The 21,866-nt window shown below is 59.7% G+C and carries 29 protein-coding genes; 1 reads left to right on the forward strand and 28 read right to left on the reverse strand.

Going from position 1 to position 21,866, the window contains the following annotated elements:
• Positions 1-134: 134 nt before the first annotated feature.
• The 27 genes from J2858_RS00165 to rpsL all read right to left on the reverse strand — a co-directional run bounded on the left by J2858_RS00165 (position 135) and on the right by rpsL (position 16,664).
• Positions 135-785: an adenylate kinase gene (locus tag J2858_RS00165; RefSeq protein ID WP_210102757.1), complete on the reverse strand. Its 651-nt coding sequence runs from the start codon at positions 783-785 to the stop codon at positions 135-137.
• Positions 782-2,122, reverse strand: a complete 1,341-nt coding sequence (gene secY / locus J2858_RS00170) for a preprotein translocase subunit SecY (protein WP_210102758.1) — start codon at positions 2,120-2,122, stop codon at positions 782-784. The genes J2858_RS00165 and secY overlap by 4 nt, the downstream gene beginning before the upstream one ends.
• A 233-nt stretch (positions 2,123-2,355) precedes the next feature.
• The gene (gene rplO, locus J2858_RS00175; protein ID WP_210102759.1) at positions 2,356-2,829 is read right to left on the reverse strand and encodes a 50S ribosomal protein L15; all 474 of its coding nucleotides are present in this window, start codon (positions 2,827-2,829) and stop codon (positions 2,356-2,358) included.
• A gap of 16 nt (positions 2,830-2,845) precedes the next feature.
• Positions 2,846-3,040, reverse strand: coding sequence for a 50S ribosomal protein L30 (rpmD, locus tag J2858_RS00180; RefSeq protein WP_210102760.1), 195 nt, complete (start codon positions 3,038-3,040; stop codon positions 2,846-2,848).
• A gap of 11 nt (positions 3,041-3,051) precedes the next feature.
• Entirely contained in the window at positions 3,052-3,621 is a 570-nt protein-coding gene (gene rpsE / locus J2858_RS00185) for a 30S ribosomal protein S5 (protein ID WP_210102761.1), read from the reverse strand.
• Between the two features lie 153 nt (positions 3,622-3,774).
• Positions 3,775-4,137, reverse strand: a complete 363-nt coding sequence (gene rplR / locus J2858_RS00190) for a 50S ribosomal protein L18 (RefSeq protein WP_210102762.1) — start codon at positions 4,135-4,137, stop codon at positions 3,775-3,777.
• A gap of 12 nt (positions 4,138-4,149) precedes the next feature.
• Positions 4,150-4,683 (reverse strand): 50S ribosomal protein L6, encoded by a 534-nt coding sequence (gene rplF, locus J2858_RS00195; protein WP_210102763.1) that lies wholly within the window; start codon positions 4,681-4,683, stop codon positions 4,150-4,152.
• 41 nt (positions 4,684-4,724) lie between these two features.
• Positions 4,725-5,123: a 30S ribosomal protein S8 gene (gene rpsH, locus J2858_RS00200; protein WP_210102764.1), complete on the reverse strand. Its 399-nt coding sequence runs from the start codon at positions 5,121-5,123 to the stop codon at positions 4,725-4,727.
• A gap of 12 nt (positions 5,124-5,135) precedes the next feature.
• The gene (rpsN, locus tag J2858_RS00205; protein WP_210102765.1) at positions 5,136-5,441 is read right to left on the reverse strand and encodes a 30S ribosomal protein S14; all 306 of its coding nucleotides are present in this window, start codon (positions 5,439-5,441) and stop codon (positions 5,136-5,138) included.
• A 32-nt stretch (positions 5,442-5,473) separates the two neighbouring features.
• Positions 5,474-6,031, reverse strand: a complete 558-nt coding sequence (rplE, locus tag J2858_RS00210; protein WP_210102766.1) for a 50S ribosomal protein L5 — start codon at positions 6,029-6,031, stop codon at positions 5,474-5,476.
• Positions 6,024-6,332 carry a 50S ribosomal protein L24 gene (rplX, locus tag J2858_RS00215; RefSeq protein WP_210102767.1) on the reverse strand — a complete coding sequence of 103 codons (309 nt, stop codon included), beginning with the start codon at positions 6,330-6,332 and terminating at the stop codon, positions 6,024-6,026. The genes rplE and rplX overlap by 8 nt, the downstream gene beginning before the upstream one ends.
• 14 nt (positions 6,333-6,346) lie before the next feature.
• Positions 6,347-6,715, reverse strand: coding sequence for a 50S ribosomal protein L14 (rplN, locus tag J2858_RS00220; protein WP_007770138.1), 369 nt, complete (start codon positions 6,713-6,715; stop codon positions 6,347-6,349).
• Between the two features lie 234 nt (positions 6,716-6,949).
• The gene (gene rpsQ / locus J2858_RS00225) at positions 6,950-7,186 is read right to left on the reverse strand and encodes a 30S ribosomal protein S17 (protein WP_210102768.1); all 237 of its coding nucleotides are present in this window, start codon (positions 7,184-7,186) and stop codon (positions 6,950-6,952) included.
• A 12-nt stretch (positions 7,187-7,198) separates the two neighbouring features.
• Complete coding sequence (rpmC, locus tag J2858_RS00230) at positions 7,199-7,399, reverse strand: 50S ribosomal protein L29 (protein ID WP_016553554.1); 201 nt, start codon at positions 7,397-7,399, stop codon at positions 7,199-7,201.
• Between the two features lie 12 nt (positions 7,400-7,411).
• Positions 7,412-7,825, reverse strand: coding sequence for a 50S ribosomal protein L16 (rplP, locus tag J2858_RS00235; RefSeq protein WP_210102769.1), 414 nt, complete (start codon positions 7,823-7,825; stop codon positions 7,412-7,414).
• Between the two features lie 38 nt (positions 7,826-7,863).
• Positions 7,864-8,586 carry a 30S ribosomal protein S3 gene (gene rpsC, locus J2858_RS00240; protein ID WP_210102770.1) on the reverse strand — a complete coding sequence of 241 codons (723 nt, stop codon included), beginning with the start codon at positions 8,584-8,586 and terminating at the stop codon, positions 7,864-7,866.
• Entirely contained in the window at positions 8,586-8,975 is a 390-nt protein-coding gene (rplV, locus tag J2858_RS00245) for a 50S ribosomal protein L22 (RefSeq protein WP_210102771.1), read from the reverse strand. The genes rpsC and rplV overlap by 1 nt, the downstream gene beginning before the upstream one ends.
• A gap of 2 nt (positions 8,976-8,977) precedes the next feature.
• Positions 8,978-9,256 carry a 30S ribosomal protein S19 gene (gene rpsS / locus J2858_RS00250; protein WP_028735901.1) on the reverse strand — a complete coding sequence of 93 codons (279 nt, stop codon included), beginning with the start codon at positions 9,254-9,256 and terminating at the stop codon, positions 8,978-8,980.
• A gap of 15 nt (positions 9,257-9,271) precedes the next feature.
• The gene (gene rplB / locus J2858_RS00255) at positions 9,272-10,108 is read right to left on the reverse strand and encodes a 50S ribosomal protein L2 (RefSeq protein WP_210102772.1); all 837 of its coding nucleotides are present in this window, start codon (positions 10,106-10,108) and stop codon (positions 9,272-9,274) included.
• Between the two features lie 17 nt (positions 10,109-10,125).
• Positions 10,126-10,419 carry a 50S ribosomal protein L23 gene (locus tag J2858_RS00260; protein WP_137131958.1) on the reverse strand — a complete coding sequence of 98 codons (294 nt, stop codon included), beginning with the start codon at positions 10,417-10,419 and terminating at the stop codon, positions 10,126-10,128.
• Positions 10,416-11,036, reverse strand: coding sequence for a 50S ribosomal protein L4 (gene rplD / locus J2858_RS00265; protein WP_210102773.1), 621 nt, complete (start codon positions 11,034-11,036; stop codon positions 10,416-10,418). Before rplD ends, J2858_RS00260 begins: the two co-directional genes overlap by 4 nt.
• Positions 11,037-11,049: 13 nt before the next feature.
• Positions 11,050-11,691, reverse strand: a complete 642-nt coding sequence (gene rplC / locus J2858_RS00270; RefSeq protein WP_210102774.1) for a 50S ribosomal protein L3 — start codon at positions 11,689-11,691, stop codon at positions 11,050-11,052.
• A gap of 37 nt (positions 11,692-11,728) precedes the next feature.
• Entirely contained in the window at positions 11,729-12,037 is a 309-nt protein-coding gene (gene rpsJ / locus J2858_RS00275; protein WP_003547547.1) for a 30S ribosomal protein S10, read from the reverse strand.
• A 330-nt stretch (positions 12,038-12,367) separates the two neighbouring features.
• Complete coding sequence (gene tuf, locus J2858_RS00280) at positions 12,368-13,543, reverse strand: elongation factor Tu (RefSeq protein WP_210102775.1); 1,176 nt, start codon at positions 13,541-13,543, stop codon at positions 12,368-12,370.
• Positions 13,544-13,615: 72 nt separating this feature from the next.
• Positions 13,616-15,715: an elongation factor G gene (gene fusA / locus J2858_RS00285; protein ID WP_210102776.1), complete on the reverse strand. Its 2,100-nt coding sequence runs from the start codon at positions 15,713-15,715 to the stop codon at positions 13,616-13,618.
• Between the two features lie 33 nt (positions 15,716-15,748).
• Positions 15,749-16,219 carry a 30S ribosomal protein S7 gene (gene rpsG, locus J2858_RS00290; RefSeq protein WP_210102777.1) on the reverse strand — a complete coding sequence of 157 codons (471 nt, stop codon included), beginning with the start codon at positions 16,217-16,219 and terminating at the stop codon, positions 15,749-15,751.
• 73 nt (positions 16,220-16,292) lie between these two features.
• Positions 16,293-16,664 (reverse strand): 30S ribosomal protein S12, encoded by a 372-nt coding sequence (gene rpsL, locus J2858_RS00295; protein WP_003507760.1) that lies wholly within the window; start codon positions 16,662-16,664, stop codon positions 16,293-16,295.
• A 489-nt stretch (positions 16,665-17,153) separates the two neighbouring features.
• On the opposite strand from rpsL, the gene J2858_RS00300 reads away from it, so the two are divergent.
• Positions 17,154-17,447: a transcriptional regulator gene (locus J2858_RS00300; protein ID WP_210102778.1), complete on the forward strand. Its 294-nt coding sequence runs from the start codon at positions 17,154-17,156 to the stop codon at positions 17,445-17,447.
• A 147-nt stretch (positions 17,448-17,594) separates the two neighbouring features.
• On the opposite strand, the gene rpoC is transcribed toward J2858_RS00300, so the two are convergent.
• Positions 17,595-21,806, reverse strand: coding sequence for a DNA-directed RNA polymerase subunit beta' (rpoC, locus tag J2858_RS00305; protein ID WP_210102779.1), 4,212 nt, complete (start codon positions 21,804-21,806; stop codon positions 17,595-17,597).
• Between the last annotated feature and the right edge of the window lie 60 nt (positions 21,807-21,866).

Consider the following 21,866-nt stretch of genomic DNA (forward strand, 5'->3'; position numbering starts at 1 on the left):
GACCGGACCGGACATCCTTGCGGATGTTCCGCGCCGATCGCAGCAATGTCGCGAGTTGGCGCGGTCTTTAGCGGAATCAGTCGAAAATAGCAACCGGCCCCGCCAAGATTCTTGGGGTAACGCCCGGGCAAACCTTAAAGGTCTGCCAGGATCGCCTCAATCTGCGACGTCACGACGTCCATTTCTGCCATGCCATCGACGCTCTTCAGCTTGCCCTTGGCATAGTAGTAGCCGATGAGCGGCGAGGTTTCCTTGTAGTAAACCTCGAGTCGCTGCGTCATCGTCTCGGCATTGTCGTCCGGACGGCGCTTGAAGTGGGTCGAACCACACTTGTCGCAAACCCCTTCGACGCCCGGCTTGTGGTCCGTGTCGTGGTAGACGGATCCGCAGCTTGCGCAGCTGTAGCGACCCGAAACACGGCGCACCAGCTCCTTATCGTTGACCCGCAGCTCGATCACCACCGAAAGATCGATGCCCTTGGCCGCAAGCATGGCCTCGGTCGCATCGGCCTGCACCAGCGTGCGCGGAAAGCCATCGAGAATAAAGCCGTTGGCACAGTCCGGCTGGTCGATCCGCTCCGAGACGATCGCAATCACGATGTCGTCGGAGACGAGCTTGCCCGAATCGAGCACCGCCTTGACGCGCTTGCCCACTTCGGTTTCCGCCAGGATCGCTGCACGCAGCATGTCACCCGTCGACAATTGCGGAAGGCCGTGCTTTTCAACGATCCGCTGGGCTTGGGTCCCCTTACCCGCCCCCGGCGGCCCCAAAAGAATCAATCTCATCGTCCCCTCTTTCCTCCACGCAGCTTGGACTTCTTGATCAGACCTTCATATTGCTGTGCAATCAGATGGCCCTGGATCTGTGCTACCGTATCAAGGGTAACACTGACAACGATCAAAAGCGAAGTACCACCAAGGGCTAATGGGATACCCGTCCTTGCGATCAGCGTTTCGGGAAGAATGCAGACGAACACGAGGTAGATGGCGCCGATGACGGTGATGCGCGTCAGGACGTAGTCGATGTATTCTGCGGTGCGCTCGCCCGGACGAATGCCCGGAATGAAGCCGCCATGCTTCTTCAGATTGTCGGCCGTATCCTTCGGATTGAAGACGATGGCCGTGTAGAAGAACGAGAAGAAGGCAATCAGCGCGCCATAGAACAGCATGAACAGCGGCTGGCCGTGCTGCAGCGAGCCGATGACGGCCGTTGCCCAGGACGGCAGGTTCGTATTGCCGGCAAAACCCGCAGCCGTTGCCGGCAGAAGCAGAAGCGACGAGGCAAAGATCGCCGGAATGACGCCCGCGGTGTTCAGCTTCAGCGGCAGGTGCGACGTATCGCCCTGGAACATCCGGTTGCCGACCTGGCGCTTCGGATACTGGATCAGCAGCCGGCGCTGCGCGCGTTCGACAAACACGATGAGCGCGATGACGCCGATGGCAACGACGACGACCGTCAGGATGAGCGCGGTCGACAGCGCACCCGTGCGGCCGAGTTCCAGCGTTCCAGCCAGCGCCTTCGGCAGGCCTGCGGCAATGCCGGCGAAGATGATCAGCGAAATACCGTTGCCGATGCCACGCGAGGTGATCTGTTCGCCGAGCCACATCAGGAACATGGTGCCGCCGAGCAGCGTCACGACCGTCGAGATGCGGAAGAACCAGCCCGGATCAATCACCAGCCCCTGCCCGCTCTCAAGGCCGGCGGCAATGCCATAGGCCTGCAGCGTGCCGAGAAGCACCGTGCCGTAACGGGTATACTGGTTGATGATCTTGCGGCCCTGTTCGCCTTCCTTCTTCAGGTTTTCCAGAGAAGGCACGACAGAGGTCATCAGCTGCACGATGATCGACGCGGAGATATACGGCATGATGCCGAGCGCGAAGATCGCCATGCGCTCGACAGCGCCGCCGGCAAACATGTTGAAGAGGCCTAGAATGCCGCCCGCCTGGCCGCGGAAGGCCTGCGCATAGGCTTCAGGGTTGAGACCCGGCAGCGGAATATGCGTCCCGAGACGATAGACAAGCAGAGCCGCCAGTGTGAACCACAGGCGCTTCTTGAGATCCGTCGCTTTGGAAAAAGTTGAAAAATTAAGATTGGAGGCCAGTTGTTCAGCTGCAGAAGCCATGCATTTCTCCGCCTGACCAATTCCGGCGGCGCGCCCGTGCGGCCAGATCCGGAAAGCAGTCCATATTCAGGTTCATAAAACCGGGAGACGGAAGGGCTGCCATGCAACCTTATGCCTCACCCCGTTTTCCGCGATGTCCCGGACGTGCCCGCAAATCGGGTCCGGAATCGTGAGGCTCACATATGGGAGCAAAATCGCCCGGTGTGAAGCACCCCGGGCGATTCTTCAGTTCATTATTCGGCGGAAGCAACTTCCGGCAGCTTGATCGAGCCACCGGCCTTTTCGATCTTCTCGACGGCAGCCTTGGAGGCGCCGGCGGCTTCGATCGAAACCTTGGCCGTCAGTTCGCCATCCGACAGAATGCGGATGCCGTCCTTCAGGCGACGGATGACACCGGCGGCCTTGAGGGCTGCCGCATCGATCGGTGCAGAAGCGTCGAGCTTCTTGGCGTCGATGGCAGTCTGGATGCGGCCGAGCGACACGACAACAAATTCGGAAGCGAAGATGTTGTTGAAGCCGCGCTTCGGCAGACGACGGTAGATGGGCATCTGACCGCCTTCGAAGCCGTTGACGGCAACGCCGGAACGGGCCTTCTGACCCTTGACGCCGCGACCACCGGTCTTGCCCTTGCCAGAACCGATACCGCGACCAACGCGGATACGGTCCTTGGTGGAGCCTTCGTTGTCCTTGATTTCATTCAGTTTCATGATGTCTTCCTCCGTCTCACTTCTCGTCGACGACGCGAACGAGATGCTGGACAGACCGGATCATGCCACGCACGGACGGGGTGTCTTCCAGCGTGCGAACCCGGTGCATCTTGTTGAGGCCGAGGCCGATCAGCGTCTGGCGCTGTACGGCGGGCCGGCGAATGGGGCTTCCGATCTGTTCGACCGTTACCGTCTTGGTTTCATTGGCCATCGACGAACTCCTTATTCTTCCTGAGCATTGCCGGAAGCGGCACGGCGAGCCTGAAGCGTTGCATACTTGATGCCGCGCTGTGCTGCCACGTCCTTCGGATGCACCTGGTGCTTCAGGGCGTCGAACGTTGCGCGAACCATGTTGTACGGGTTCGACGAACCGGTCGACTTTGCAACGACGTCATGAACGCCGAGCGTTTCGAAAACGGCGCGCATCGGACCACCGGCGATGATACCGGTACCGGCCTTGGCGGCACGCAGCAGAACCTTGCCGGCGCCATGGCGACCGTTGACGTCGTGGTGAAGCGTACGGCCGTCACGCAGCGGTACGAAAATCAGATCGCGCTTGGCAGCTTCGGTTGCCTTGCGGATTGCTTCCGGCACTTCGCGTGCCTTGCCGTGGCCAAAGCCAACGCGGCCCTTCTGGTCGCCAACGACGACGAGAGCGGCAAAGCCGAAACGACGGCCACCCTTTACAACCTTTGCGACGCGGTTGATCGCAACCAGCTTGTCGACGAATTCGCTATCGCGCTCTTCGCGGTTCGAGCGATCGTCGCGCGAGCCTCTCTTTTCCTGTGCCATTGTCCTTTTCCTTTTTCTTTTCCGGTTCGAACGGCAACATTCGAATAGCCGACGGATCCCTTAGTGAAGAGATATCCACCGGCCGGTGATGGGCGAGCGGGGCCAGAGCCCCGGACACCGAAACGTCCGGCCCCGAAGGACCGGACGAATAGATCAGAAGCTCAGACCACCTTCGCGGGCAGCATCGGCAAGTGCCTTGATGCGGCCGTGGAAAATGAAGGCGCCGCGGTCGAAGACCACTTCCTTCACGCCAGCCGTGACGGCGCGCTCTGCAACGAGCTTGCCGACTGCGGCAGCAGCAGCGATGTCGGCACCCGTCTTTAAGGACGTGCGCAGACCGCCATCGAGCGTGGAAGCGGCCGCAAGCGTGCGACCAGCCACGTCATCGATGACCTGGGCATAGATGTTCTTCGACGAGCGATGAACCGACAGACGCGGGCGACCGTTCGCAACCGCCTTGATCTGGCGGCGCACGCGGCTCGCGCGCTTTGCAAGTGCTTGTTTCCTGCTAGCCATTTCGCGTCAACCTTACTTCTTCTTGCCTTCCTTGCGGACGATACGTTCCTCGGCGTACTTGACGCCTTTGCCCTTGTAGGGCTCTGGACCGCGGTATTCGCGGATTTCCGCTGCTACCTGACCGACCTGCTGCTTATTGATGCCGGTGACGACGATTTCCGTCGGCTTCGGCACGGCAATGGTGATGCCCTGCGGGGGCTCATAGACGACGTCATGGCTGAAACCGAGCGACAGCTGCAGGTTCTTGCCCTGCATGGCCGCGCGGTAACCGACGCCGTTGATTTCGAGCTTGCGCTCAAAACCGTCCTTCACGCCCTTGAAGATGTTTTCGATCATCGTGCGGGACATGCCCCACTTGGACCGAGCATCCTTGCTGTCGTTGGCCGGAACCACCGATACGGCGTTATTGTCGAAGGTAACCTTCACTTCGTCGTTTGCAACGAAGACGAGTTCGCCTTTCGGGCCTTTTGCAGTCACTGTCTGGCCTTCAACCGAGGCCGTGATCCCTGCAGGTACCTGAACGGGCTTCTTACCGATACGAGACATTGTTCAACCTGTCTGTTTCGCTGGAGAACGTTGCGTCAGTCTTAGAAGACCGAGCAAAGTACCTCGCCACCAACATTCTGTTCGCGAGCCTGGTGATCGGCCATCACACCCTTCGGAGTCGAAAGGATGGTGATGCCGAGGCCGTTCGCGACCTGCGGAATGGACTTAACCGAGACATAAACTCGGCGGCCCGGCTTGGACACGCGGCCAATCTCACGAATGACAGACGCGCCTTCATAGTACTTCAGTTCGATTTCGATCTCGGACTTGCCGTTACCGTAATCGGTCTGGGTGTAACCGCGGATGTAGCCTTCCGCCTGCAGCACGTCGAGCACGCGAACGCGCAGCTTGGAGGCCGGCGTGGTCACGGAAGACTTGCGACGGGCAGCGCCGTTGCGGATGCGGGTGAGCATATCGCCCAGAGGATCAGTCATGGTCATTGAACCGTCTCCTTACCAGCTGGACTTAACGATGCCGGGAACCTTGCCCAGGTTGCCCAGTTCGCGAAGCGCGATACGGGACATCTTGAGCTTGCGGTAGAAGGCGCGCGGGCGACCGGTGACTTCGCAACGGTTGCGGATGCGCGTCTTCGAACCGTCACGCGGCAGCGAAGCGAGCTTCAGAGTAGCCTGGAACCGCTCTTCGATGGGCAGGTCCTGGTTCATGACGGTTGCCTTCAGGGCTGCGCGCTTGGCAGCCTGTTCGGAAACCGTCTTGCGGCGGCGCTTGTTCTTTTCGATTGCGCTTGTTTTCGCCATATCGAGTTCCTTTTCTACGCTCGTCGTTACGGTTACTGACGGAACGGGAAGTTGAACTCTTTCAGAAGAGCCCGCGCTTCGTCGTCCTTGGTGGCCGTCGTGCAAACGATGATGTCCATGCCCCACATCTGATCAACCTTGTCGTAGTTGATCTCCGGGAACACAATGTGTTCCTTGATGCCCATGGCGAAGTTGCCACGGCCGTCAAAGCTCTTCGGATTCAGGCCGCGGAAGTCGCGAACGCGCGGCAGCGCGATGTTGACCAGGCGATCCAGGAATTCATACATGCGAGCGCCGCGCAGCGTCACCTTGGCGCCGATTGGCATGCCTTCGCGGACCTTGAAGCCGGCGATGGAGTTGCGGGCGCGGGTGATGACCGGCTTCTGGCCGGCAATCGCTGCGAGGTCGGCGGCAGCAACGGAAGGCTTCTTCGAATCAGCCGTAGCTTCACCGACGCCCATGTTGATGACGATCTTCTCGAGCCGCGGAATCTGCATCTCGTTGGCGTAGGAAAACTGCTCCTGCATCGCCTTGCGAATGCGGGATACGTATTCTGCCTTGAGACGCGGCGTGTACTTTGCCTCAGCCATCGATCACATCTCCCGTACGCTTGGCCACACGGACCTTCTTGCCATCGACCACGGAGAAGCCAACGCGGGTCGGCTTGCCGTCCTTCGCGACGAGCGCGATATTGGACAGATGGATGGAGGCTTCCTTGTTGATGATGCCGGCTTCCTGCGTCTGGGTCTGGCGCTGGTGGCGCTTGACCATGTTGACGCCACGCACGACGGCGCGGTCTTCCTGCGGCATCACTTGAACGACTTCACCGGTACGGCCCTTGTCCTTGCCGGTGAGTACGACGACGTTGTCGCCCTTACGAATTTTCTGCATGGCTATCCGCCCCCTTAGAGTACTTCCGGAGCCAGCGAGATGATCTTCATATGGTTCTTGGCGCGAAGTTCGCGCGGAACCGGTCCGAAGATACGGGTGCCGATCGGCTCTTTTTTATTGTCGATGAGGACCGCTGCGTTGTTATCGAAGCGGATGACGCTGCCGTCGGGGCGGCGGATGTCCTTGGCGGTGCGAACAACGACGGCTTTCATAACGTCGCCCTTCTTGACGCGGCCGCGCGGGATGGCTTCCTTGATCGACACCACGATGATGTCGCCGATGGAAGCGTACTTGCGCTTGGAGCCGCCCAGCACCTTGATGCACATGACACGACGCGCGCCGGAATTATCGGCAACGTCGAGGTTTGTTTGCATCTGAATCATGTCAGGTCGCCTTCTCGTAATGACTGGAACGGTTGGGCCTTGGCCCCCTCTTCCAGCTCATGGACATATTTGTTTTTCGCGCGGGATGGATCTTGCCAAGGTGGTTTCTCGTCAAGAGACCTTCCCTGCGCTGCAAAGCAAAAGAACGCCCGTGACCGGGCGTTCTGCGCCAATGCGCTGCTTCATACAGATTTCTACGCCGAACACAAGGCCCGGAACGCATCGAGCTGTAAATTAAGCCTGGGCGGAGATGACCGTCCAGCACTTGTCTTTCGAGATCGGTGCGCATTCCTGAATGGAAACCACATCACCGGTCTTGTACTGATTGTTTTCGTCGTGAGCCTTGTACTTCTTGGAACGACGAACCGTCTTCTGGAGCAGCGGGTGAGCGAAACGACGCTCAACCCGAACCACTACCGTCTTGTCGTTCTTGTCGCTGACCACGACGCCCTGCAGAATGCGCTTCGGCATATTGTTCTTCCCTTAGGCCTTTGCTTCTGCCGCCTTCTGGCGGGCAATGGTTTTCACGCGAGCGATATCCTTGCGGACTTCGTTGACGCGCGAGGACTTTTCGAGCTGACCGGTTGCCTTCTGGAAGCGCAGGTTGAACTGCTCCTTCTTCAGGTCCGCAAGCTTGTCCTTGAGCTGGTCGGCCGTCAGGCCGCGTACTTCTTCGGCTTTCATGTGCCTTACCCCTTACTCTGCGATGCGCTGAACGAAGCGCGTCTTGACCGAGAGCTTGGCGGAGCCGAGACGCAGGGCCTCGCGCGCCGTTTCCTCGGACACACCGTCGATTTCAAACATCATACGGCCGGGCTTGACCTTGCAAGCCCAGTATTCAACCGAACCCTTGCCCTTACCCATACGCACTTCGGTCGGCTTTGCCGTGACCGGAACGTCCGGGAAGACGCGGATCCATACGCGACCGGCGCGCTTCATGTAACGCGTGATCGCGCGGCGGGCCGCTTCGATCTCGCGTGCATTGACGCGGTTCGGTTCGAGTGCCTTCAGGCCGAATTCACCGAATGCCAGGTCGAAGCCACCCTTGGCGACGCCCTTGATGCGGCCCTTGAACTGCTTGCGGTACTTGGTACGCTTTGGCTGCAACATTTTCTTACTTCTCCGAGCTTATCTTTCGCCAGCGCTAATCAAGCGTTCTCGCGACGACGATCACCACGGTCGCGGCTTGCCGGACCCTGTGCGTCACCTTCGAGAGCGCGGCGTTCAGAAGCCATCGGATCATGCTCAAGGATTTCGCCCTTGAAGATCCAGACCTTGATGCCGCAGATACCGAATGCGGTTTCGGCTTCCGCCGTCCCGTAATCGATGTCGGCGCGCAGCGTGTGAAGCGGCACGCGGCCTTCGCGGTACCATTCGGTACGGGCGATTTCCGCACCGCCGAGACGACCTGCGCAGGTGATCTTGATGCCTTCGGCGCCAAGACGCATCGCCGACTGAACGGCACGCTTCATGGCACGACGGAACGCCACGCGGCGTTCCAGCTGCTGGGCGATCGACTGAGCGACCAGCGTGGCATCCACTTCCGGCTTGCGCACTTCAACAATGTTGAGGTGCGTTTCGGAATTGGTCATCGTGGAGATCTTCTTGCGAAGCTTCTCGATGTCCGCACCCTTCTTGCCGATGATCAGACCCGGGCGAGCCGAGTGGATCGTGACGCGGCACTTCTTGTGCGGACGCTCGATGATCACCTTAGCAATGCCGGCCTGCTTCAGCTCGGACATAAGGTATGCGCGGATCTTCAGGTCTTCATGGAGCAGCTGGCCGTATTCGGCGTTGTCGGCGAACCAACGGCTGTCCCAGGTACGGTTAATGCCGAGGCGGAAACCGATCGGATTGATTTTCTGACCCATTATGCGGCCTCCCCTTTTTCCTCGACTTCGCGCACGACGATCGTGAGATGCGCGAACGGCTTTTCGATGCGGGATGCACGACCACGGCCACGAGCGTGGAAACGCTTCATGGTGATGGACTTGCCGACATAGGCTTCGGCGACGACAAGGCTGTCGACGTCTAGGTCATGGTTGTTTTCGGCGTTGGCGATTGCAGACTCAAGGGTCTTCTTCACCTGGCCGGAAATGCGCTTGTGGGAGAACTCGAGTTCTGCGAGCGCGCGCTCAACCTTCTTGCCGCGGATCATGGCGGCAACCAGATTCAGCTTCTGCGGGCTGACGCGAAGCGTGCGGGCAACAGCCTGCGCTTCATTGTCCTTCAGCCGGCGTTCGGTCTTTGCCTTCGCCATGATTACTTCCTCTTTGCCTTCTTGTCCGCACCGTGACCGTAGTAGGTCCGGGTCGGAGAGAATTCACCGAACTTGTGGCCGACCATGTCTTCGTTGACGCTGACCGGAACATGCTTGCTGCCGTTGTAGACACCAAAGGTGAGACCGACGAACTGCGGCAGGATCGTGGAGCGACGGCTCCAGATCTTGATCACTTCGCTACGACCGCCTTCACGAACCTTCTCAGCCTTCTTGAGAAGATAGCCGTCAACGAACGGACCTTTCCATACTGAACGAGCCATTTCTGACTACCTCTCTTACTTCTTCTTCAGGTGGCGCGAGCGCATGATGAACTTGTCGGTCGACTTGTTCGAGCGAGTCCGCTTGCCCTTGGTCGGCTTGCCCCACGGGGAAACCGGGTGGCGACCACCGGACGTGCGGCCTTCACCACCGCCGTGCGGGTGGTCGACCGGGTTCATGACGACACCGCGGTTATGCGGGGTCTTGCCGCGCCAGCGGGTGCGACCGGCCTTGCCGTCGTTGGTGTTGCCGTGGTCCGGGTTGGACACGGCGCCAACGGTTGCCAGGCACGAGCCCGGAACCAGACGCTGTTCACCCGAATTGAGGCGCAGGATCGCCATGCCGGCATCGCGGCCGACGAGCTGGACATAGGTGCCAGCCGAACGTGCGATCTGACCGCCCTTGCCGGGCTTCATTTCGACGTTGTGGACGATCGAACCGACCGGGATGTACTGCAGCGGCATGGCGTTGCCGGGCTTGACGTCCACAGCCTTGTCGGAGGCAATCACCTTGTCGCCGGCAGCCAGACGCTGCGGAGCCAGGATGTAGGCCTGTTCGCCATCGGCGTAGTTGATGAGCGCGATGAAGGCCGAACGGTTCGGGTCGTATTCCAGACGCTCGACCGTGCCTTCGACTTCAAACTTGCGACGCTTGAAATCGACGAGACGGTAGGTGCGCTTGTGACCGCCGCCGATGAAGCGAGCGGTGATGCGACCGAGGTTGTTACGACCGCCGCTCTTGGAGAGACCTTCCGTCAGCGCCTTGACCGGCTTGCCCTTCCAGAGGCCAGAGCGGTCGACGATGACCAGCTGACGCTGGCTGGGGGTCGTCGGGTTAAAGCTTTTCAATGCCATTGTTCTTGTTCCCTACCTCAGACGCCGGTCGATACGTCGATCGACTGGCCTTCAGCAAGCGTCACGATCGCCTTCTTGACGTCCTTCTGCTTGCCGATGAAGCCGCGGAAACGCTTGGTCTTGCCCAGACGGACGAGCGTGTTGACGGCCTTGACCTTGACGCCGAACAGAGCTTCCACGGCAGCCTTGATTTCAGGCTTGGAAGCGTCCTTGGCGACGTTGAAGACGACCTGGTTCTGCTCAGACAGAAGCGTCGACTTTTCGGTGATCGAAGGAGAGACGATCACATCATAGTGGCGAAGATCGGTCACTTGAAACGCTCCTCTAGAGCTTCCACTGCAGCCTTCGACAGGACGAGCTTGCCGCGACGCAGGATGTCGTAAACATTGATGCCCTGAACCGGCAGAACATCGACGTTCGGGATGTTCTGGGCAGCGAGCTTGAAGTTGCTGTCGAGTTCGGCGCCGCCGATCACGAGAGCATTGGTGAGGCCGAGCGTCTCGAACGTGCCGGCCAGTGCCTTGGTCTTGACTTCGGCAGCAACCAGCTGATCGACGATGATCAGGTCTTCAGCCTTCAGCTTTGCCGAGAGCGCGTGACGCAGAGCAAGTGCACGAACCTTCTTGGGCAGGTCATGCTCGTGGCTGCGAACAACCGGACCATGAGCCTTGCCGCCGCCGCGGAACTGCGGAGCGCGTGCCGAATGGTGACGAGCGCGGCCCGTACCCTTCTGCTTGTACATCTTGGCGCCCGTGCGCGAAACTTCGGCGCGGGTCTTGGTCTTGTGCGTGCCCTGCTGCTTCTTGGCAAGCTGCCAGCGCACCATGCGGGCCAGGATGTCCTGGCGGGGGTCGAGGCCGAAGATCTCGTCCGACAGGGAGACCTTGCCGGCGTCTTTACCCTCGAGGGTCTTGACGTTGAATTCCATGTTCTGGGCTCCCTTACTTCGCGGCCGACTTGACGGCGTCGCGGACGATGATCCAGGAACCCTTCGAACCGGGGACGGCGCCCTTGACGAGGATCAGGCCACGGTCGTCATCCAGCGAAACCACTTCGAGGTTCTGGGTGGTGATGCGCGTCTGGCCCATGTGACCAGCCATGCGCTTGCCCTTCCAGACGCGACCCGGATCCTGGTTGGAACCGGTCGAACCATGGGAGCGGTGCGAAACGGACACACCGTGCGTGGCGCGAAGACCGCCGAAGTTATGGCGCTTCATGGCACCGGCAAAACCCTTACCGATCGAGGTACCCGTCACGTCGACCAGCTGGCCAGCCGTGAAGTGGCTCGGGGTGATGGCAGAACCAACATCGACGAGATTGTCGGCATCGACGCGGAATTCCACGACCTTTGCCTTCGGCTCGACCTGAGCCACGGCAAAGTGACCACGCAGGGCCTTCGTCGTGTTCTTGACCTTGGCAACGCCAGCGCCAAGCTGAACAGCCGTGTAGCCGTTCTTTTCATCTGTGCGGTGCGCGACAACCTGGCAGTTCTCAACGCGCAAAACCGTCACCGGGACATGCTCGCCAGCGTCGTTATAGACGCGGGTCATTCCCACTTTCTGTGCAATTACACCTGAACGCATCGGTTCAATCCTTCTCACTCAGCTCAAGACGCGGGTCTCAGAGCTTGATTTCCACGTCGACGCCGGCGGCGAGATCGAGCTTCATCAGCGCGTCTACCGTCTGCGGGGTGGGATCGACGATGTCGAGCAGACGCTTATGCGTGCGCATTTCGAACTGCTCGCGGCTCTTCTTATCGATGTGAGGGGACCGGTTAACCGTAAACTTCTCGATGCGAGTCGGAAGCGGAACGGGGCCCCGGACGCTAGCTCCGGTGCGCTTCGCCGTCGACACAATCTCGCGCGTGGAAGCATCGAGAATTCGGTGATCGAACGCCTTCAGGCGAATGCGGATATTTTGGCCGTTCATTCGACGTTATCCTTGTTATCTTGTTCTCCCCGGTGCCAACAGCACGGCAGGGGGTGTTCTTTATCTGAAAAGGCGGGACCACCGGTGTCAAAGATCGAGGAGAACGCCGCGATGCGACATCCTCATCCAGTCTTCGGGCCCAAAAGCCCACCTTTTGGATTGTTTTACCCGCTTCGCAAAAGCGAAGCAGGCCGCAAATCTTGCTCGCGCGCCATTTGCAACATTTTCATGTCATACGCAAGCGCCAACCGGCGCTGCGCATGAAATTTCGTCGATCATCGGTTAAAAAGCACCGGGCGAAAGAAAACCTTTCGCCCGGCAGGCTTTGAATTACTCGATGATCGAAGCGACGATGCCGGCGCCGACGGTGCGGCCGCCTTCGCGGATTGCGAAGCGCAGCTTTTCTTCCATCGCGATCGGAACGATCAGTTCAACGGCAACCGTGACGTTGTCGCCCGGCATGACCATTTCCGTGCCTTCCGGAAGCGACACGATGCCGGTCACGTCCGTCGTGCGGAAGTAGAACTGCGGACGGTAGTTGGTGAAGAACGGCGTATGACGGCCGCCTTCTTCCTTCGTCAGGATGTAGGCTTCAGCCATGAACTTCTTGTGCGGCTTGACAGAGCCCGGCTTGCACAGGATCTGGCCACGCTCGACGCCGTCACGCTGAACGCCACGGATCAGAGCGCCGATGTTGTCGCCGGCCTGGCCCTGGTCGAGCAGCTTGCGGAACATTTCAACGCCGGTCACCGTCGTCTTGGTCGTGGCGCGGATGCCGACGATTTCGACTTCTTCGCCAACCTTGACGATACCACGCTCGACGCGGCCCGTCACAACCGTACCACGGCCCGAGATCGAGAACACGTCTTCGATCGGCAGCAGGAAGGGCTGGTCGATCGGACGCTCAGGCGTCGGGATGTAGGCGTCGACCTGAGCCATCAGCTCGCGGATCGCGTCTTCGCCGATCTTCTTGTCGCTGTCTTCAAGAGCAGCCAGAGCCGAACCCTTGACGATCGGGATATCGTCGCCCGGGAAGTCGTAGGACGACAGAAGTTCACGAACTTCCAGCTCAACGAGCTCGAGAAGCTCGGCGTCGTCAACCTGGTCGACCTTGTTCAAGAACACGACGATGGCCGGAACGCCAACCTGACGGGCAAGCAGGATGTGCTCGCGGGTCTGCGGCATCGGGCCGTCGGCTGCCGAGCAAACCAGGATCGCGCCGTCCATCTGCGCAGCACCGGTGATCATGTTCTTGACGTAGTCGGCGTGGCCGGGGCAGTCAACGTGCGCATAGTGACGGTTGGCCGTCTCATACTCGACGTGCGCCGTCGAGATGGTGATGCCGCGTGCCTTTTCTTCCGGAGCAGCGTCGATCTGGTCGTACGCCTTGAACTCGCCGAAATACTTCGTGATCGCTGCCGTCAGAGACGTCTTGCCGTGGTCAACGTGGCCAATCGTGCCGATGTTAACATGCGGCTTGTTGCGCTCAAACTTGCTCTTTGCCATTTCAGGCTCTCCATCTTCTTGCCCGCAAACGCAGGCGAATTCTAACTTGTTATGGGTTCAAGGGAACTCCGGTCACTTCTGACCGGAGTACTTCGCCTGAATTTCCTGAGCGACGTTGGACGGAACCGGCGAGTAATGGTCGAAGACCATCGAGTACTGCGCGCGGCCCTGCGACATCGAACGCAGGTTATCGACATACTTGAACATGTTCGCGAGCGGAACATGGGCATTGATGACCACGGCAATGCCGCGGCTTTCCTGGCCCTGGATCTGACCACGGCGGGAGTTGAGGTCGCCGATCACGTCACCGACGTAATCTTCCGGCGTCACCACTTCGACCTTCATCATCGGCTCGAGCAGCTGGGCACCAGCCTTCTTGGCCGCTTCACGGAAGCAGGCACGCGAGGCGATTTCGAAGGCGAGAACCGACGAGTCGACGTCGTGGAAGGCGCCGTCTACGAGGGTTGCCTTGACACCGAGCATCGGGAAGCCGGCGAGCGGACCCGAAGACAGAACGCTTTCGATACCCTTCTGAACGCCCGGAATGTATTCCTTCGGAACAGCACCGCCGACGATCTTCGATTCGAACTTGAAATCGTCGCCTTCGGGGTTGGGTTCGAAGATGATCTTGACGCGTGCGAACTGCCCGGTACCACCGGACTGCTTCTTGTGCGTGTAGTCTTCTTCGTGCTGGCGCGTGATGGTTTCGCGGTAGGCAACCTGCGGAGCACCGACGGTGGCTTCAACCTTGAACTCGCGACGCATGCGGTCGACGATGATGTCGAGGTGAAGTTCGCCCATGCCGGCGATGATCGTCTGGCCGGATTCCTGGTCTGTCTTGACGCGGAAGGACGGATCTTCGGCAGCAAGACGGTTGAGCGCGAGGCCCATCTTTTCCTGGTCGCCCTTGGTCTTCGGCTCGATGGCGATCTGGATGACCGGCTCGGGGAATTCCATGCGCTCCAGGATAACCTGGTTCAGGGGATCGCAGAGCGTGTCGCCCGTCGTCGATTCCTTGAGGCCTGCGAGAGCAACGATATCGCCTGCAAAGGCTTCTTCGATGTCTTCGCGCGAGTTGGAGTGCATCTGCAGCATGCGGCCGACGCGCTCGCGCTTGTCCTTGACCGTGTTGATGACAGACGTACCCTTTTCGAGCTTGCCCGAATAGATGCGGCAGAAGGTGAGCGAACCGACGAAGGGGTCGTTCATGATCTTGAAGGCCAGCATGGCGAGCGGCTCGGCATCATCAGCGTGACGCTCGATTTCGCCTTCGGTCTTCACGTCGATGCCCTTGATCGCCGGAATGTCGAGCGGCGACGGCAGGTAGTCGACAACGGCGTCGAGGAGCGGCTGAACGCCCTTGTTCTTGAAGGCCGTGCCGCAGAACATCGGGTGGAACTTGACGTCGATCGTGCCGCGACGAACGAGTTCGCGGATCTTGTCGTTGTCCGGCATGATGCCGTTCAGGTAGTCTTCCATCGCCTGTTCGTCGATCTCGACAACCGTCTCGATCAGCTTTTCGCGATATTCGTCGGCCTTGTCCTTCAGGTCGTCCGGGATTTCGACAACATCCCAGGCAGCGCCCAGCGATTCGTCGCGCCAGACGAGAGCGTTCATCTCGATGAGGTCGACAACGCCCTTGAATTCGGTTTCTGCACCGATCGGGAGCTGCATGACAACAGCGGTGGCGCCGAGACGGGTCTTGATCATCTCTACCGAGCGGTAGAAGTCAGCACCGGTCTTGTCCATCTTGTTGCAGAAGATCATCCGCGGGACGTTGTACTTTTCAGCCTGACGCCAGACGGTTTCGGTCTGCGGCTCAACGCCGGCATTGGCGTCGAGAAGAGCGATGGCACCGTCGAGAACGCGCAGGCTGCGCTCGACTTCGATGGTGAAGTCGACGTGGCCGGGGGTGTCGATGATGTTGAAGCGACGCATCTTGCCGTCGCGACCCTTCCAGAAGGTGGTCGTCGCAGCGGAGGTGATGGTGATGCCACGCTCCTGCTCCTGCTCCATCCAGTCCATGGTGGCCGCGCCGTCGTGCACTTCACCGATCTTGTGCGACTTGCCGGTGTAGTAAAGAATACGTTCCGTCGTCGTCGTCTTGCCGGCGTCGATGTGCGCCATGATACCGAAATTACGGTAGTCTTCGATTTTATATTCGCGAGCCATAGGACTGCCTTTCGAAATTCGATCGGATGAAGATTACCAGCGGTAATGCGAGAATGCGCGGTTCGCGTCGGCCATCTTGTGCGTGTCTTCACGCTTCTTGACGGCGCTGCCACGGTTGTTTGCTGCATCCATCAGTTCGCCGGAGAGGCGGTCGACCATGGTGGTTTCGTTGCGCTTGCGGGCAGCTGCAATCAACCAACGGATCGCCAGGGCCTGGCGGCGCTCGGGACGGACGTCGACCGGAACCTGATAGGTTGCACCACCCACGCGGCGCGAACGCACTTCAACGTGCGGCGCCACATTTTCGAGCGCCTGATGGAAGGTCTGCAACGGGTCGGACTTGGCCTTGCCCTGAACCACATCGAACGCACCGTAAACGATGGTTTCTGCAACCGACTTCTTGCCGTGCAGCATGATGGCATTCATGAACTTCGTGACAACCAGATCACCGAACTTCGGATCCGGGTTGATCTCGCGCTTTTCTGCTTTATGACGTCTGGACATACGTTCCGTCTCTCAAAACTGGTGTTGGCGCCTTAACACGCGGAGAACCTCGCGCGGCGCCGGATCTTGTGGATTACTTCGGACGCTTTGCGCCGTACTTCGAGCGGCGCTGCTTGCGGTTCTTGACACCCTGGGTATCAAGAACACCACGGATGATGTGGTAGCGAACGCCCGGCAAGTCCTTCACGCGGCCGCCACGGATCATGACGACAGAGTGTTCCTGAAGGTTGTGACCTTCGCCCGGAATGTAGCCGATGACTTCGAAGCCATTGGTCAGGCGGATCTTGGCGACCTTACGCAGAGCCGAGTTCGGCTTCTTCGGGGTCGTCGTGTAAACGCGGGTGCAGACGCCGCGCTTCTGCGGGTTTTCCTGCAGAGCAGGCACCTTGTTGCGCTTGACCTGTGCCTGGCGCGGCTTGCGGATCAGCTGGTTTACGGTAGGCATATACCCATCCCTTGCAAAATCTTGTCTCAAGACCCTTTTGGGGCCCGTGTGGTCGCCGTCTCCGGCCTCGGCACACATATCAACATGCGCAAAACATGGCCCGTTCCGAACTGGAAAGGACCACATAAAGCAGAGGACGCATTCCGATGCGTCATGCGTGCAGCATACCTGTCTTCAACGTGCGTTTGGAACCTTGTTTGAGGCCAAGTCAGGAACGAGTCGATCCAAACGGGCAAGCCTCACATCGCTTCCGATGAGGGGCCGTTTACTGTTTTACCCCTCGCGCGTCAAGGCCGAATCCGGAATTAGCCCCCGCATGCCCCGCATCTGCGGCCTTTCGGCGGCTTTTCTGCTCACACAGCCGTGCAAAAGCGGCGCTCAAAATCATTAACCACTGGGATTTGCATGGCAAGCCGCTAAGTAAAGTTCAACAGCCGCCGGCTAAACCTTGAGTCGGTTCCACCCCTCCCACCAGGAGACGATGTCGTCATGATCACCGACCCGGACAACGACAACAAGCACGAAGCCCCGATGGTCTTCATCATCATCGGCAAGGGCTATGAGGCCAAGGACAGCGAAGGCATCGAATTGCACATTCTCCTGCGCGCGCCCGATGACGACAGCGCGGTGCGCGAGGCGCTGAACGCGCTGTCCGAAGAAGGCTTCATCGAGGCGGATCTCGACCAGATCGGCATCATGACCGAGGAGCCCGTCGAGGAGCCGCATGCCGCAGCCTATCAGGGTGCGCTTGAAGGCGAGGTCTCGATCATCCGCTTCCAGTAGGCGCCCTCACCCGCCGCACACCCGAAACCAGACAGCAAAAAAGCGCCCGGATCTCTCCAGGCGCTTTTTTTATTTCTTGAACTTTCTGCCGAAACCGACCGGCAGACAAACATCCGGCGCGAAAAAAACCGCGCCGGATGGATGATGTCATTCGCCCGCCGGAACGTCGCTGGCCGACAGTTCCTGCAGCATCGGCGTTGCGATGCCGGCGCCGGTGCCCTTGCGGCGCTCGTCGAGGATCATCTCGTCGCGCGAGGTCGCAATGCGGCGGATCTGCGTCATGGTCCCGCCGGTACCGGCCGGGATGAGACGGCCGACGATGACGTTTTCCTTCAGGCCCTGCAGCGTGTCGGTCTTGCCGGCGATCGCTGCTTCCGTCAGCACCTTGGTGGTTTCCTGGAAGGAAGCCGCCGAGATGAAGGACGGGGTCTGCAGCGAAGCCTTGGTGATGCCGAGCAGGACAGGTTCGCCGTATGCCGGCTTCTTGCCTTCCTCGATCAGGCGCTCGTTGTTGTCATCCAGTTCGATACGGTCGACATTGTCACCGACGATGTACTGGCTGTCACCACTGTCGGTGATCTCGACCTTCTGCAGCATCTGGCGAACGATCACCTCGATGTGCTTGTCGTTGATCACCACGCCCTGCAGACGGTAGACTTCCTGGATTTCGTTCACGAGATACGAAGCCAGAGCCTCGACGCCCTTGATCGCCAGGATGTCGTGCGGTGCCGGGTTACCGTCGAGGATGTAGTCACCCTTTTCGATATAGTCGCCGTCCTGAAGATGGAAGGGCTTGCCCTTCAGGATCAGGTACTCGACCGGCTCGACACCGTCTTCCGCCGGCTCGATCAGCACGCGACGCTTGTTCTTGTAGTCGCGGCCCAGCCGGATCGTGCCATCGATCTCAGCGATGATGGCGTGATCCTTCGGACGACGGGCTTCGAACAGTTCGGCAACGCGCGGCAGACCACCGGTGATGTCCTTGGTCTTGGCGCTTTCCATCGGAACACGCGCAAGAACGTCACCCTGGCTGACCTTGTGACCGGGCTCGACCGACAGGATGGCATCGACCGACAGCATGAAGCGGGCTTCGCCACCACGGGCAAGCTTCAGGATGTTGCCGCTGGCGTCCTTGATGACGATCGCAGGCTTCAGGTCCGTGCCACGCGGGGTCGAACGCCAGTCGATAACCTGACGCTTGGTGATGCCCGTGGATTCGTCGGTCGATTCCGTCACGGAGATCGAGTCGACGACGTCCTCGAAGTGCACGATACCTTCGACTTCCGTCAGCATCGGACGCGTGTAGGGGTCCCACTCGGCCAGACGCTGGCCGCGCTTGACCTTGTCGCCATCGTCCACGAACACCTTCGAACCGTAGGCAACGCGCTGCGAGGAGCGTTCCACGCCGCGCTCGTCCAGGATCGTCACAGCCAAGTTGCGACCCATGGCAATCAGATTGCCTTCGGAATTGCGCAACAGGTTGCGGTTCTTGATCTGGATCGTGCCCTCGTAGGAGGCTTCCAGGAACGACTGGTCGACCACGTTTGCCGTACCGCCCAGGTGGAAGGTACGCATGGTCAGCTGTGTGCCCGGCTCACCGATCGACTGCGCGGCAATGACGCCGACCGCTTCACCCATGTTGACCGGGGTACCGCGGGCAAGGTCGCGACCGTAGCAGACCGAGCAGACACCCGTCTGGACTTCGCAGGTGAGTGCGGAGCGAATACGGATCGACTGGATGCCAGCCTTTTCGATCTCGATGACATCGGGCTCGAGGATCATCTTGCCGGCATCGACGATACGCTCGCCAGTGACCGGATGATCGATGTCATCCAGTGCCGTACGACCGAGAACACGCGCGCCGATGGAGGCAACGACCTGACCGGCATCGACGATGGCGGTCATGGTGAGGCCCTTTTCGGTGCCGCAATCCACGAGGTTGACGATGCAATCCTGCGCGACGTCGACGAGACGACGGGTGAGGTAACCCGAGTTCGCGGTCTTCAGGGCGGTGTCTGCGAGACCCTTACGGGCACCGTGCGTCGAGTTGAAGTACTCGTTCACGGTCAGGCCTTCCTTGAAGTTCGAGATGATCGGCGTCTCGATGATTTCACCCGACGGCTTTGCCATCAGGCCGCGCATGCCGCCCAGCTGACGCATCTGATTCGGAGAACCGCGGGCGCCGGAGTGGGACATCATGTAGATCGCGTTCATCGGCTTCTGGCGACCGGTTTCCGGATCGAACTCGACGGCCTTGATGCGGGCCATCATGTCTTCGGCAACCTTTTCGGTCGCCTTGCCCCAGGCATCGACGACCTTGTTGTACTTTTCGCCCTGAGTGATCAGGCCGTCATTGTACTGCTGCTCGTATTCTTTGACGAGCGTTTCGGTGTCGCCAACGATCTTCGCCTTGGTTTCCGGGATGATCATGTCGTCCTTGCCGAACGAAATGCCGGCGCGGCAGGCATGCGTGAAGCCGAGCTGCATGATCCGGTCGCAGAAAATGACCGTGTCCTTCTGGCCGCAGTGACGGTAGACCGTGTCGATCATCTTGGAGATGTTCTTCTTGGTCATTTCCTGGTTGCAGATGTCAAAGGGAACCTTGCCGTTCTTCGGCAGGAGTTCGCCCATGATCATGCGGCCAGGCGTCGTTTCGAAGATCTTCGTGTAGGGCTTGCCCTCTTCGTCGATCGACTTGAAACGGCCACGGATCTTGGCGTGCAGGGTGACGACCTTGTTTTCCAGCGCATGGTGCAATTCGCCCATGTCGGAGAAAACCATGCCTTCGCCCGGCTCGTTCTGGTTCATGATCGACAGGTAGTAGAGGCCGAGAACCATGTCCTGCGACGGAACGATGATCGGCGCGCCATTTGCCGGGTGAAGGATGTTGTTCGTCGACATCATCAGCACGCGGGCCTCGAGCTGGGCTTCCAGCGACAGCGGCACGTGGACGGCCATCTGGTCACCGTCGAAGTCGGCGTTGAAGGCCGTGCAGACGAGCGGATGCAGCTGGATGGCCTTGCCCTCGACCAGCGTGGGTTCGAAGGCCTGGATGCCCAGACGGTGCAGCGTCGGTGCGCGGTTCAACAGAACCGGATGCTCGCGGATGACCTCGTCGAGGATATCCCAAACTTCCGGCTTTTCCTTTTCAACCAGCTTCTTGGCCTGCTTGACGGTCGAGGAGTAACCCTTGGCGTCGAGGCGGGCGTAGATGAACGGCTTGAACAGTTCGAGCGCCATCTTCTTCGGCAGGCCGCACTGGTGCAGCTTCAGTTCCGGACCGGTCACGATGACCGAACGGCCGGAATAGTCGACGCGCTTGCCGAGAAGGTTCTGGCGGAAGCGGCCCTGCTTGCCCTTCAGCATGTCGGACAGCGACTTCAGCGGACGCTTGTTGGCACCGGTGATGACGCGGCCACGACGACCGTTGTCGAACAGCGCGTCCACAGATTCCTGCAGCATGCGCTTTTCGTTGCGGATGATGATGCCCGGAGCGCGCAGTTCGATCAGGCGCTTCAGACGGTTGTTACGGTTGATGACGCGACGATAGAGGTCGTTGAGGTCGGACGTCGCGAAACGGCCGCCGTCCAGCGGAACCAGCGGACGCAGGTCCGGCGGGATCACGGGAACGACCTTCATGATCATCCATTCCGGCTTGTTGCCGGATTCGATGAAGTTCTCGACGATCTTCAGACGCTTCATCAGCTTCTTCTGCTTCAGATCCGACGTCGTGTCGGCCAGATCCGAGCGCAGGTCGCCTGCGAGCTTCTCAAGGTTCATCGACGCCAGCATCTCGAAGATGGCTTCCGCGCCGATCATGGCGGTGAACTGGTCTTCGCCGTACTCGTCGATCGCCAGCATGTAGTCCTCTTCGGACAGAAGCTGGTTTTCCTTGAGCGCGGTGAGACCCGGTTCCGTCACGATGTAGTTTTCGAAGTAGAGCACGCGCTCCACATCCTTCAGCGTCATATCGAGCAGCGTCGAGATGCGCGAAGGCAGCGACTTCAGGAACCAGATATGGGCAACGGGGGCTGCCAGTTCGATATGGCCCATGCGCTCACGGCGAACGCGCGACAGCGTCACTTCCACGCCGCACTTTTCGCAGATGATGCCCTTGTACTTCATGCGCTTGTACTTGCCGCACAAGCATTCGTAGTCCTTGATCGGTCCAAAGATGCGCGCGCAGAACAGGCCGTCGCGTTCCGGCTTGAACGTGCGGTAGTTGATGGTCTCCGGCTTTTTGATTTCGCCGTAGGACCAGGAGAGAATCTTCTCAGGGCTGGCGATCGAAATCCGGATGGAATCGAAATGCTGCGCAGGCACCTGCGGATTGAAAAGATTCATGACCTCTTGGTTCATGCCTGTCTCCTTATGGGGCTATCGCCCTCGCTTGCGAGCGTCATCGGTCCGTTTGACCCG

The organism is Neorhizobium galegae (assembly GCF_017877135.1).
GTDB classification, from domain to species: Bacteria; Pseudomonadota; Alphaproteobacteria; order Rhizobiales; family Rhizobiaceae; genus Neorhizobium; species Neorhizobium galegae_A.